Consider the following 13,366-nt stretch of genomic DNA (forward strand, 5'->3'; position numbering starts at 1 on the left):
ATGTATGCATTATATTGAGCAATCAAATAAAAGTGTAGATGAGGTTGTAAATGCTATTAAAGAGAAAGCCCCAAGTTATAAATTTGGAGTTTTACATGTTCATGAGATTGATAACACTTTAAAATCAAAGGGTTTAGAGTTTACTAAAGAGTGTAAAGTTTTAGATGTTTGCAACCCTGGCTTTGCTAAAAAACTTTTGGATGAGGATATGAGTTTTTCAGTAATTCTACCTTGTAAAATTGCTGTTTATTCACAAGATGGGGATACAATTATTGGTATGAATTCAATTGTTCAATTAATAGATGATGTTAATCCAGATATGATTGAAACAGCTCAAGAGATTCAAGATATTTTACTAAAATTAATAAGTGATGTTAAATAGATAAAGAGTTAATCTTTATCTATATATCTTTTTCTAGCACTATTTTTTATTTTTTCAACTTCGACTAAAATAAATCCATCAACACAATTTGAAAAATCTGGGTCAACATTAAAAGCTAGAAACTTAACTCCACCATCTTCGCAAATATCCGAGTATTGTTTAAATAGAGTTGGTACAGTAACTCCCATACTATTTAGAGTAGATTTTAAAGTTTTAAAATCTTTCTTTTTATCATCAAGTGTAAACACATCTTTTAAATCTTGAATATGACAAGAGTATTGATATGGTAATTTTGCCTCAATAAGTATTTCTTTACTTGAAAAATAGTGACTATAATGAAATATCATCATATCCTTAGCAAGTGAAGGAAATGTTCCAGATATAGAAACAGGACCAAACATATATTTGATATGAGGATGGGTTTTTAAATATGCACCAATTCCATACCATAAATAATCTAAGGCTCTAGTCCCCCAATATTTTGGTTGAACAAAACTTCGACCTAATTCTATAGAATCTTCTAAATATGGATTAAAGTTTTGATTGTATTTAAATAGAGTATTTGAATAAAACCCTTTTTTCCCAATATTACCATTTATAAAGTTTCCATTTCCAATTCTATATGAGCCTACTATCTCTAAATCATTCTCATCCCAAAGTACAATATGTTGGTAGTAAATATCATATTTATCAGTATCTCTTTTTTGATTTATACCTTCACCAACTTTCCTAAAACTTAATTCTCTTAGCCTTCCTAACTCTTTTAATACCACAGAATCATCTTCATAATCATAAAGATATATTTTTTTACCATCTGCAGTTTCCCCTAAAAGTTTAGATTTTTTTAATTCTTTTAAAATATCATTTTTCTTTTGTGGATGAGCAATTGCTTTTTGGGTTACAAAATAAGACTTTTTACCTTTTTTCAAAGCATATACATGTTTTTTGTAAAGGCTTACAATAACCTTTTTATCTAAACCTCGTGGTTTGATATTTTCATTTGGAATTATTTCTCCAATTTTTATATTGATATTTGTTGATTTTTTTCTAAACATCTCATTTGATAATAAAAGTGTAGAAAATGTTTTATTTATTAAAGACATTGTATAAAATGCTTTTGAGTTTTTTCCTCCAATAAATATAGGTAGTATTGGAGCATTTGAATTCATTGCAAAGTTTATAAAACCTTTATTCCAAGATGGATCTTTAACACCATTTGCACTTGCACGACTAACTTCTCCTGCTGGGAAAATTATAATAGCACTTTCATCATTCAGCGCTTCATAAACCTTTTGAATATCTTTTTTAGATTGTCTCATTTTATAATTATCAATAGGGATAAATAAAGGTTTTAAGGCATCTATCCCTACAAGAAAATCATTAGCAACAATTTTTACATCAGTTCTTACTGTACTAATAAGTTTTAAAAGGGAAAGTGCATCTAATGCACCTAAAGGATGGTTAGCAATAATTACAACTTTCCCTGAAGCTGGTATATTTTGAATATCATTACTTGAAACTGTATAATCAAACTCAAAATAGTCTAATACTGCATCTACAAACTCAAACCCTTTTAAATGTGAATTTTTTTCTAAAAATTCGTTTATTGAGTTTTCATGAATTACTTTTTTTGCAATCTTTATTAAGGATTTGCTTAAAAAGTTAGGTTTTTTTGCAACCTTCGGAAACTTTTTTTCAATCTCTTTTTGCACATCTATCATATTTTCTCCTTAAACTTGAAATTTTAAGAAAAATGAATTACAAAAAAGTTACAGTTATTTATAATATAAATGCTATTCATATTTTACTGCTATTATTCCTGTACTAGAACCTATGTCTTTTATTTCTTTTTCTACATTCTGTACTGGTTTAACATGAGCATCTCTCCCATAAATAAAACTTTGTTCATCAACAATCACTTTATAAGCTTTATTTAGTTCTAAAGCTCTTTTTGTACTTGGATATAATAAATATGCTATATTTTCTCTCATAATCTGAACTTGGTCATTAAGTAGATTCCCTTCATTATCAAAGAATTTTTCCATAATCTCACTATTGTTTCTAAATTCATCTCCAGCTTGATTTTGTTCTAGATAAAGTGTATATTCATATCTATCATCTGGTGTTTTAGGTTCTAATATACCTTTTAAGCCATTCGTATCTTGTGACCAATGGTACCATCCTTTTTGAAAATGTGCATTATCAAATTTTCTTTGAAAAACAAAAGTACTATCTGTTGTTGCTCCAATACCTGAGTGGCAACCAATACAATATTGTGTTTCTTCATAGTTTTGTGGTCTTAATTCTCCATTCTCATCTTCAATAAAGCCTTGATATACCCATCCAAGTCCTGTAAGAAGTCCCTCTTCTGTATTACCTTGGATTGTTCTAATTCTATCAGGAAAATCGTTTTTATCTTTTACTTCTGCAGAAGTGGCATTTTCCATTTCCCAATCTCCAAGCCAAGTATATTTTTTACCATATCTAAGCTCTTTCATTCTAGAAGCCATTTTTATAGTATCATTTGTTTTATCAATATCAATATATCTCACTGTATGCAAAAACTCTGTATCTTTAGGATATCTTCCAGGTCCTATTAAATAAGTATTTGATTCTAAAAGTGTTTTTGCCAAACCTACATAACTCATAGAAAAATTATAATATTTACCTGTAGTTTCATTATAAGAATATTTATTCCAATTATAAACAATTTTTGAGGCTGTGCTTAAGGTTCCATTGTTATCTAAATCAACTTGATATAAATTTTCATCAACACTATTTTCTAAATCTATATCTTTTCTTTTTATTAATGATTCAACAATTGCAAGATTTATTTTATATATCTCTTTGTTAAATACTCCATTTGAGTCTTGTTGAAACTCTTTTGCCAATCTTATTAGAACATCATCTGTACTACCATTTGTTGGCCAAAATGTTCCTAAAAATGGGTAATAAGCAAATGCTCTCCACCCTGTATACTCTCCATTTGGTTTTTTATCAAATCCTTCATTATCAAAATTGAAATAACAATCAGGAGTGTATCCATCCCATTTACCATTTTCATTTACATCCCAATTTGAAGGTATATTATTTAATTTATTTGCCAAAATCAAATTATTGTTAGAATCTTTATAGTTATTTTCTCTAATATAATTTAAAATCTTTTCATCACTTATATTATTTACAGCTTGAGTTCTATCTTTAAATAGATTTGTAAATCTATTAACTTTTGTATAGTCTCCAAAATCAAGGACTTCTTGTAATTCAAAGTCGTTAATATAATTTGGTGTTTCCGAATTGATATGACATGTAAAACATGGATTATGAATATTATTGTTATCATCCGTAGTTTTGGTATAACACTGACTTGTTACATAAGCTGCTCTATTGTTTATTGAATCTGTTGCTTTAAAATCTATATCTAAAACTTGTTTGTTATAAGATATCCCTGATGAAGAACTACCTCCTCCACAACCAATTAGTGCAAATATTGATACTATTCCTAAAACCGACATTCCATAAAAAACTTTTTTTTCCATAATTAACCTTATTTTTATAAATAGATTCTAATCTATTTTTTAGTTCACAATCTATTTATAAAAGGGAATAAACCCTTTTATAAATATTTAATATTATCTAGCTGTGAAGTTGAATGGTCCAACAACACCAAATGATGATTCTTTATTAGTTGCAGATTCAACTAATGAATAATCAGGATCACTACTACTTGTTTCACCAAATGGGTGTTGAGTAACAGCAGTTAAGTAACCAAATCCATTAATATCTTTATACCAATATGGAGATGTAGTTTCAGAACCATATGGAGTTGATAAAATTCTTGTCATTTTCCCATTTACAACATCATATGCCCAAATAAAGTCATTTGGATGTCTATCTGTATCCTCACCAATTACAAGTAAGTTTTCACCTTTTAAATAAGTGATATTATCAGGATGTGCAATTGAGTCAGGAGAACATTCATAAGCTTCATAATCTGAACCAGCATCATAAGAAGATGCTTCACCTCTTAATACTCCATACATATTTTTTACAACATATTCACTATTAATAGCATCATTTGTACTATCAACGGCAGTTTCACTTGCATCATAAATATCAAGACCATAAACTGCACCACATTTATTTTCAGTTAATCTAATATCATTATTTCCACCAGTATCATTAGAACTTCCATCTAACATACCTTTTCTAATCTCACTCATAGCTACATAAAGTTTATTGTGGTCAGGATTATAAGTAATACCTTCCTCTTTTCTAAACTCAGTAGTTGCACCCAACATTGCAGAGTATCTTCTAGTTTCTAAAAATGCCGCTGCTTTTTCTTGTCCAGCTTTTACAGCTAAACATTCTAATCCCCATGAAGTATTGATTCTTGTATAACCTTGTGCACAGGTATTATCATCAGCAGGATCAACAGCATCAAAAATATCACTAAACTCTATACCTGCATCTAAAATTGACTTAATTTCAGCATCTGTGGCACTTCCCATTTTAATCCATGTCAAGTCAGCAGAACCCGCTTCTTCATCAGAAGTTTGATTCCATTTTGCTGCATATAAAGAACCAGCACTTAAATCACCAGCTGTATTAGCTATATACATATAAAAACCAACATTTGTCCCATCATCCGAAAGATATGCAGTTTTTTCATCAGGCATTACATATGCAAGCTCCCATGCAGCTCTACCCATAGAAAAGTGTTTTGTATATGTATAAGTAGGAGTTGAAGATGAAGCATTTACAGATACTTCAGGAATAAATCCATAATAATAAGGACTAGTTTTAGTATAATCCCCATTCCAGTAATATTTTAAGTTTTGATTAAAGTAATCACCCTCACCATTACCAGCATCAAAATAACCTAAATTTGCATCATAAGAAGCAGCAGTAAATGCTCTTGCATTAGGCTCATATTCTTCAGAACCTAAGTGTGTACCCCAAGGTGTAACCATACCAGCACAGTGTACCCATCCACCAAAACCAGATTTTTGACTAATATATTGCATAGAGTTATCAACAACAGATAATGCCCCTGTTGATGGATCTTGAGATAACTCGTACCCATACATCGCTCCATTTGCACATTCAAATTGAGAAACTGCAAAGATTCTTCCATTGTTTGTTAAAATTGATGTGTGGTCTAAACCTGAACCACCAATATTTCCATTTGCTCCATCACAAATGATAAGATTTCCATCATTATCTGTAACTGTTGCATCATTATAATCTTTTACAGCTCCAAATGTTTGACCATTATTAGTAGTTTTAGCGCTAATTAATTTTGTAAATCCAATTGCACTTGTACTACCTTGACCATTATCATATGTAACACTATTTGTTGCAATAATTGATGATTTTTCTTCATCTGTTAAAGGAGCAGGAATCTGTGATAAAACAACTTTTTTTGCAATCCCAGATTCTCTAACAAGAGAGTTTGAAGAAGGAGTATCAATAATTGTATTAAAAATACCATTATCATCACTACCTCCACAACCAACAAGTGCTAATGAAGCAACCATTGAAGCTACAGCTATACTTATATATGATTTTCTCATACTTTTATTCCTTATTTTTAGTTTAATTTTTACTCTACAATGCTATTGAGTAGACGTAAATATAAAACTTTTAAATTACAATTAAGTTACATATTAGATTTATTAATTTAAGTACACTTTAATAATACAAACACTTTGATAGCTATATGAAATAATGTTATTAATTTGTAACTTTTACTAGTTAAGATTCCTGATTTTAGTAAAAAGTAAGGAATATAAATGAATAAAAAAGCTTGGTTGAGTTTAACGGTTGCAAGTGCAGTTTTATCTGTCTCTTTAGTAGGATGTGGTAGTTCATCTAATGATAACTATAGTGTAGGTACTGTAGTAAAAAAATTTTTTAATGGTGGAGCAATATTACCATATGAAGAGATTGGTGAAGAGTTAGATAATGGTGCCAAAGATGGTGAAAAGTTTTTTGTAAGAAATGGTGGATATGGCTCAGCAGCAGCAGCTCATCCTACAAATGAAAAACAATTTTATGCATTAACAGATAGAGGTCCAAATGCAACATATACAGGGGATGATGGAAAAGGGAAAATGTTTCCTGTACCAGATTATGTACCAAGAATTGGACTTTTTGAAATTCAAGCAAACAATTCAGTTAAAAAAATAAAAGATATACTTCTAAAAAGACCTGATGGAACTGAAATTTCAGGATTACCAAATACTTCTGCTTTAGGAGGAACTGGTGAAACTCCATATGATGCTGACGGAAATACAATAAAAGATGAAAATGGAAATATTAAACTAGATGATTATGGTTTAGATGGGGAAGGTTTAGCTGTATTAAATGATGGAACATTTTGGATAAGTGATGAATATGGTCCTCATATGGTTCATTTTGATGCAAATGGAAAAGAGATAGAAAGAATTAACCCTTTTGTACAAGATGATAGAAATACTTTTACTCTGCCAGCAGAATTTGCTTACAGAAGAGCAAATAGAGGTATGGAAGGTTTAACTATAACTCCTGATCAAAAAACTCTTGTAGGGATTATGCAGTCAACAATGGATTTATCATCTTCTGATGTAAGATCTCAAACTATTACTAGGATTGTTACAGTAGATGTTGAAACAGGAGCAACAAAACAATATCTTTATAAACAAGAAAAAAATGCAAATTCTAATTCAGAAATTGTTGCATTAAGTAATGATGAATTTTTAATTATTGAAAGGGATGGTAGCTTCTTAAAAGATACTACTGACTTACAAAAACATGTATATAAAATTAGTTTATCTTCTGGTACTGAATTAGAAGGTTTATCTTTAGAAGATAATATGATACAAGATGAGTCAATTGGATTAACAATTGATGGATTAACATTAGAGCAAGTTACATTAAATGGCGGATGGGAAGCTTTAGCTTCATATGGTATTTATCCAGTATCAAAACAACTAGTAGTAGATATGGTACAAGAAGTAGATTATCCTCATGATAAAATGGAAGGTTTAATTGTATTTAAAAATGGTGATTTAGGTATTGTAAATGATGATGATTTTGCTACATGGTCAAGCTCAGGTGTATTAGAACAAAAGTATTTAGATTCTGATATGAAGATTGTAGATGGGAATACTTTATATGTTGTAAAAAATCCTAACTTATCTTCAAAACTTGAAAAAGTTGGTTCATATAATACGAATAAAGAAGCAGGAAGTGAAATTGTTGCATATGATAAAGGTTCAAAAAGAATGTTTATAACTAATGGTGCAGATAATAAGATTGATATTATTAATATTTCAGATGTGACATCTGCTACTTTAGTTTCAAGTATTGATTTAAACTCTTATGGCACAGGTGTAAATTCTGTTTCTGCCCATAATGGTAAAATTGCAGTTGCAGTTGAAACTAAATCAACAGATGGATTAAGAACAAATAGTAAAGGGAATGTAGTATTTTTTGATATTGATGGAAACCACTTACATACTGTTCAAGTTGGATATCTACCAGATATGGTTACATTTAATGAAGATGGTTCAAGAGTAATTGTAGCAAATGAAGGTGAGCCAAATGGTGATTATAGTGTAGACCCTGAAGGAACAGTTGGAGTTATTAATACATCTGATTATTCATATACTGATATTGCTTTAAATATTGCTACAACTGCTGCAAATGATGGTACAGTTGTTAGACTTGGTGGAACTCCAAGTAATTCTCAAATAAAAGATTTAGAGCCTGAATATGTTACAGTTTCAGGAAACTATGCATATATTACATTACAAGAAAATAATGCTTTAGCAAAAGTGGATTTAACTACAAACACTTTATCTTATATCAAATCATTTGGTGCAAAAGACTATTCAAGCCAAAATACTATTGATATTGAAGAAAATGGTATTATTGAAATGAAAAATTATCCAGAACTTTTTGGTTTATATCAGCCAGATTCAATAGCTTCATATACTTATAATGGTCAAATATACTTAGTAACTGCAAATGAAGGTGATGGAAGAGAATATCCTGTTGATGATGTAAATGATAGTTTAGAAAAAGGAGATGCTTTAACAGACGAAAGCAAAATCTCAAAACTTACACTTGATTCTTCTATCGAAGCTGCATATGAAAATGAAAATGACTTAAAAGTTATGGTTGATTTAGGTGATACTGACAATGATGGTGATTATGATAAATTATATACTTATGGTGCAAGAAGTTTCTCTATTTGGGATGCAAATGGTGATTTAGTATGGGATAGTGGTGATGAGATTTCTAAAAAAATTGCAGAACTTCAACCAGCATTATTTAATCAAGATGAAGGTGAAATGGATGGAAGAAGTGGAAATAAAGGTGGTGAACCTGAAGCATTAGCTGTAGGAACAGTTAATGGTGTAACATATGCCTTTATTGGTTTAGAAAGACAAAATGCTATTTTAGTTTATAATATTACAAATCCATCAAATGGAATCTTTGTAGATTATATTGAAACTGGTTCAAAAGGTGATATCTCTCCTGAAGGTATGAAATTTATTTCTGCAAGTGACTCTCCAAATGGAAAAAATCTATTATTAGTTTCTTATGAAATGAGTGGATCTACTGCAATTTATGAAATTAAATAAATCTAATAAAGGGAAACTCTTCCCTTTATTAAGTGAAAATAAAAATTACTACTAGCCTACAATAATCAATATACTAACTTGTTATTATTATGTAACTTTTAACATATATACTTTGCCTTATTTTTATTAGGAGTGATATTTATGAAAAAGTTTTATTTGAGTATAGCTTCACTATTTTTAGTAGGAAGCATATTTGTAGGTTGTGGAGATAGTAGTTCTTTTAATACTACTGAGGATAGTTTTAATCTATCAATTTTTCATGTAGATGATACCCATTCACACATTGAAAGTGAATCAATGACATTAGAGTTTGATGGTGTTGAAACAAATGTACCTGTTGGTGGATATGCAAGATATGTAACAAAACTAAATGAGCTTAAAAAAACAAAACCTAACTCTTTAACACTAAATGCTGGAGATGTTTTTCAAGGTACACTTTTTTATTCATTATTTAAAGGTGAAGCTGATGCAGCTATGATGAATTTAATCTCTTGGGATGCATATTCTTTAGGGAATCATGAGTTTGATGATGGTGATGAAGGATTAAAATCATTTTTAGATATGTTAAATGATACAATCCCTGTAATATCTGCAAATGTTGTACCTCAATCAGGTAATATTTTAGAAGGTTATTGGACTCCTTATGTAATTAAAGAGATTGCAGGTGAAAAAGTAGGAATTATAGGTATAGATATTGTTGGGAAAACTAAAAATTCATCAAATCCTAGTGATGAGATAATCTTCTTAGATGAATTAGAAACTGCACAAAATTATATAAATGAGTTAACTGATTTAGGGGTTAATAAAATAGTACTATTAACCCATCAAGGATACTCAAGTGATTTAACAATGGCAAAAGCTTTAAATGGAGTTGATGTAATAATTGGTGGTGACTCACATACATTACAAGGTGATTTCTCATCTTTAGGCTTAGAAAGTAGTGTAAGTACTTATCCAACTGTTGAACAATCAAAAGATGGTAAAAAAGTTTGTATAGCACATGCTTGGGAATATGGACACATTCTTGGAAACGTAGATGTTCGATTTAATAAATCAGGAGATGTAATATCTTGTGGAGGAAACCCTTTACTTTTAGTAGGAAATGAGTTTACACAAGAGGATGCAAATGGTGATGATCAAGTTGTAAATGATAGTGTAAGAGCATCAATTTTAGATACAATTGCTTCAAATAAGAATATAGAAATTACGACAGAAGATGATTACACGTTAAGTGTAGTAAAAACATATTCAGATAAAGTAGATGCTAAAAAAGCAGTTGTAATAGGAACTGCTAGTGAAAGGTTAGGACACAATAGAATACCTGGAGATGCTAGAGACGGTGTTGCTGCCTTACCTTTAGGAAGTGATATTGCACCTATTGTTGCTAAATCATTTTATGATTTAAGTAATTTAGCTGATGCTTGTATTCAAAATGCAGGTGGTGTTAGAGTTGCGATAGAAGCAGGTGAAATTACTATGGGAGACGCATATACTTTATTACCTTTTTCAAATACATTATTTGAATTACAAATGTATGGTGATGAAATAAAACAAGTATTAGAAGATGCAATAACAAATACGATTGATCCAGAAGGTTCAACTGGTTCATTCCCATATTCTTATGGTTTAAGATATGATGTTGATTTAACTGCAAGTGCAAATAATAGAATTTCAAATTTAGAGATTAAAAATAGACAAACAGGAGTTTGGTCAGAAATTAGCAACACTACTATGTATACAATTGTTACAAACTCATATACAGCAGGTGGAAAAGATGGATATCTAACTTTTAAAACTGTTCAAGATGAAAGAGGATTGGGAGTTGATACATATTTAGATTATGCAATGAGTTTTGTTAAGTATATGGAAACTTTAACTGCAAATAATCAAACCTTAACAAAATTACCTTCAGAAGATCATCCAATAAAAAGTTTTGTTGGGCTTGAATAATAGTCTTTAAATAGATTGATTTCTTTACTTATGATAAAATCCTTTTTAATTTAAAAAGGGGTTTTATCACCATGAATAAGTCTGATATTACAAATATTATTACATATAGATTTTAGCTTTGGTTATACAATTAACAATGGTGTAGATATATAAATTGATTGATATTTAACTCAAAAAAATAAAATATAAAGCTATTTCTCTTATTTAAGACAACTGAAAATTTAATCATTATTCTCATATATATAATCCAAGATTATGAAAATATTATAAATATTAGTTATATTAAGTATAAATTTAACTATCATGTATTATTATAATGATAATAATAATCATAATAGGAGAAATGATGGTTTTAAAAAAAATTGTTTTTTTAGGTCTAAGTGGTTGTGTTTTGTTGCATGCTCAGAATGTAGAGCGATTGGAAGAATTAGTAATAACAGCTACAAAGACTGAAAATAGTATAAAAAGTTTAACTTCAACGGTACAAGTAATTGAAGATATAGATATAGAAAATAGTGGTGCGTCAAATATATCAGAGGTTTTATCCTCCGTTGCTGGAATATATTTGTCTCCTTCTGGAAATAGTTTTAGTATAAGAGGAATGAATCATTCAGATACACTTATTCTTGTCAATGGAAAACGAGTAAATGGAGAGTTTTCTAAAATCTTTGAACTTGAAAGAATATCTGTAGATATGGTTAAACGAATAGAGATATTAAAAGGTACTTCAAGTTTACTGTATGGTAGTGATGCTATGGGTGGAGTAGTTAATATTATAACAAAAAAATCTTCTGATAATTTATCTGGTAGTATTCAAGTATTAGGTTCTGAACAAAAAAAGGCTACAGATTTTTTTGTGTCAAATAAAATAGGAAATACATCTTTTATTTTTATTCAAATTATTTAAATAAAAAGGGGTATTCTCAGAATAAATTAGCAAATATAAAATTGATGCATTCAGGTATTGCAAAATCACCATCAGATAATACTCTACCTGGAAGAGGTGCATATAATGCAATGTCTAACAGTTTAAACGACAATTATATTATTGACAATGATTATACATCTGATTTAGAGCTTAAAAATATAGGAGGTAGTGTATCTTATGATATAAATGATGAATTAGAATTATCATTTGAATTTTCTCATTTAGATGAATCAAAAGAAAATAGTTATGTTAGTGATAGTTATCCAACAGCTTACTTAACTCCTAAGAATACAAATATAATGGCTAAAAATGTTCCAGCTAAACAATATAATGATAATGAAAGGTTAAATTTAGCTGCATCTTTAGATTATAATATTTCAAATGAAATGAATCTAAAATACAATATATCTTATTCAAAATATGAAAAAGATAGAAAAACATATACCCCTTTGTATAATCAATTAGGTTACACCTCAATAGCAAATTCTGCTTTTAGTGTAAATCAATCTGTTTTAAAATATTTAAACAATGATATATTGTTTACCCATACTTTAAATAAAAATAATAGATATATACTTGGAGCAGAACATAGAATCAATGATACAGATTCAACTGCGTTCACTGTAAATAATAGAACATACACTTCATATTTTGCACAGCATGAGTATAGTTTTTTAGAAGATTTAAAGTTTATTTATGGGGCAAGATATGATAAAACATCAATAGATGAAAATGAAATATCTTTAAGTTTTGGAACAATATATAAAATAAATGATAATTTATCTATTCGTGGGAATTATTCAGAAGGATTTAGAAGTCCTGATGATAGAGAATTATATGTTGACCAAACAACTCCTACTGGGAAAAGAAAACTAGGTGCATCAGTTGTTGATACAACTTATGGCAAAGTTTCAAATGAATTAAAATCTGAAAAAAGTAAAACCTTTGAGTTAGGACTTATTGGAAATTATAATATTTTTGATTTTGAACTTACTGCTTATAAAACAGATGTAGATGATAGGATATCTGAGGTTTCTTATGGTGACTATAGTACATTTGAGAATATTAGTGATAGTGAAATAAAAGGTTTAGAATCATCAGTCTCTTTTTCATTGATTGAAAAGTTTTTTATAAAACTAAATTTCAATTATACTGATGGAAAAAATAAAACAGAAAATATAAGTCTTATTGAAATTCCAGAAAAAACTGCAGGTTTTGCATTAAGTTATTATCCAACTGATAATGTAGAGTTAAAATCAATAACTAAATATACAGGTTCACAATACAGTGATGAGTACGAAAAATTAGGTGGATATACAATAACAAATTTAAAAGCAAATATAACAGATATAGTCGAAAATACAGATTTTTTTGTAGGAGTTGATAACGTTTTTAGTAAACAAATGAATGAATACCTAGGATATATACCTCAATCAAGTATTTATGCTGGTATTAAATATAAATTTTAGGAGA

General features: G+C 29.1%; 8 protein-coding genes. 5 read left to right on the plus strand and 3 right to left on the minus strand.

Annotation, left to right across the window (positions count from 1 at the left end; all coding sequences use genetic code 11):
• Nucleotides 1–4: 4 nt before the first annotated feature.
• A complete protein-coding gene (locus ACKU3H_RS06440) occupies nt 5–382 on the plus strand; it encodes a DUF302 domain-containing protein (protein WP_320036155.1) in 378 nt (125 codons plus the stop codon).
• 8 nt (nt 383–390) lie between these two features.
• On the opposite strand, the gene ACKU3H_RS06445 is transcribed toward ACKU3H_RS06440, so the two are convergent.
• The 3 genes from ACKU3H_RS06445 to ACKU3H_RS06455 all read right to left on the minus strand — a co-directional run bounded on the left by ACKU3H_RS06445 (nt 391) and on the right by ACKU3H_RS06455 (nt 5,958).
• Nucleotides 391–2,103: a lysophospholipid acyltransferase family protein gene (locus tag ACKU3H_RS06445; protein ID WP_320036156.1), complete on the minus strand. Its 1,713-nt coding sequence runs from the start codon at nt 2,101–2,103 to the stop codon at nt 391–393.
• 72 nt (nt 2,104–2,175) lie between these two features.
• Nucleotides 2,176–3,921, minus strand: a complete 1,746-nt coding sequence (locus ACKU3H_RS06450) for a hypothetical protein (protein ID WP_320036157.1) — start codon at nt 3,919–3,921, stop codon at nt 2,176–2,178.
• Nucleotides 3,922–4,014: 93 nt separating this feature from the next.
• Complete coding sequence (locus ACKU3H_RS06455) at nt 4,015–5,958, minus strand: alkaline phosphatase PhoX (RefSeq protein ID WP_320036158.1); 1,944 nt, start codon at nt 5,956–5,958, stop codon at nt 4,015–4,017.
• Nucleotides 5,959–6,177: 219 nt separating this feature from the next.
• Between ACKU3H_RS06455 and ACKU3H_RS06460 the strand changes: the two genes are divergently transcribed.
• The 4 genes from ACKU3H_RS06460 to ACKU3H_RS06475 all read left to right on the plus strand — a co-directional run bounded on the left by ACKU3H_RS06460 (nt 6,178) and on the right by ACKU3H_RS06475 (nt 13,362).
• Nucleotides 6,178–9,015: a choice-of-anchor I family protein gene (locus ACKU3H_RS06460; RefSeq protein WP_320036159.1), complete on the plus strand. Its 2,838-nt coding sequence runs from the start codon at nt 6,178–6,180 to the stop codon at nt 9,013–9,015.
• A 141-nt stretch (nt 9,016–9,156) separates the two neighbouring features.
• Entirely contained in the window at nt 9,157–10,965 is a 1,809-nt protein-coding gene (nadN, locus tag ACKU3H_RS06465; protein ID WP_320036160.1) for an NAD nucleotidase, read from the plus strand.
• Nucleotides 10,966–11,311: 346 nt separating this feature from the next.
• Nucleotides 11,312–11,872, plus strand: a complete 561-nt coding sequence (locus ACKU3H_RS06470) for a TonB-dependent receptor plug domain-containing protein (protein WP_320036161.1) — start codon at nt 11,312–11,314, stop codon at nt 11,870–11,872.
• Nucleotides 11,873–11,916: 44 nt separating this feature from the next.
• Entirely contained in the window at nt 11,917–13,362 is a 1,446-nt protein-coding gene (locus tag ACKU3H_RS06475) for a TonB-dependent receptor domain-containing protein (RefSeq protein ID WP_320036162.1), read from the plus strand.
• Nucleotides 13,363–13,366 lie beyond the last annotated feature (4 nt).

The sequence above is a fragment of the Halarcobacter sp. genome (genome assembly GCF_963675975.1).
Lineage (GTDB): Bacteria > Campylobacterota > Campylobacteria > Campylobacterales > Arcobacteraceae > Halarcobacter.

What these genes read in the sequence shown, in the direction of transcription:
- ACKU3H_RS06440 (WP_320036155.1), top strand. Translation starts at nt 5, where the DNA reads ATGCATTATATTGAGCAATCAAATAAAAGTGTAGATGAGGTTGTAAAT.
- ACKU3H_RS06445 (WP_320036156.1), bottom strand. Translation starts at nt 2,103, where the DNA reads ATGATAGATGTGCAAAAAGAGATTGAAAAAAAGTTTCCGAAGGTTGCA.
- ACKU3H_RS06450 (WP_320036157.1), bottom strand. Translation starts at nt 3,921, where the DNA reads ATGGAAAAAAAAGTTTTTTATGGAATGTCGGTTTTAGGAATAGTATCA.
- ACKU3H_RS06455 (WP_320036158.1), bottom strand. Translation starts at nt 5,958, where the DNA reads ATGAGAAAATCATATATAAGTATAGCTGTAGCTTCAATGGTTGCTTCA.
- ACKU3H_RS06460 (WP_320036159.1), top strand. Translation starts at nt 6,178, where the DNA reads ATGAATAAAAAAGCTTGGTTGAGTTTAACGGTTGCAAGTGCAGTTTTA.
- nadN (WP_320036160.1), top strand. Translation starts at nt 9,157, where the DNA reads ATGAAAAAGTTTTATTTGAGTATAGCTTCACTATTTTTAGTAGGAAGC.
- ACKU3H_RS06470 (WP_320036161.1), top strand. Translation starts at nt 11,312, where the DNA reads ATGGTTTTAAAAAAAATTGTTTTTTTAGGTCTAAGTGGTTGTGTTTTG.
- ACKU3H_RS06475 (WP_320036162.1), top strand. Translation starts at nt 11,917, where the DNA reads ATGCATTCAGGTATTGCAAAATCACCATCAGATAATACTCTACCTGGA.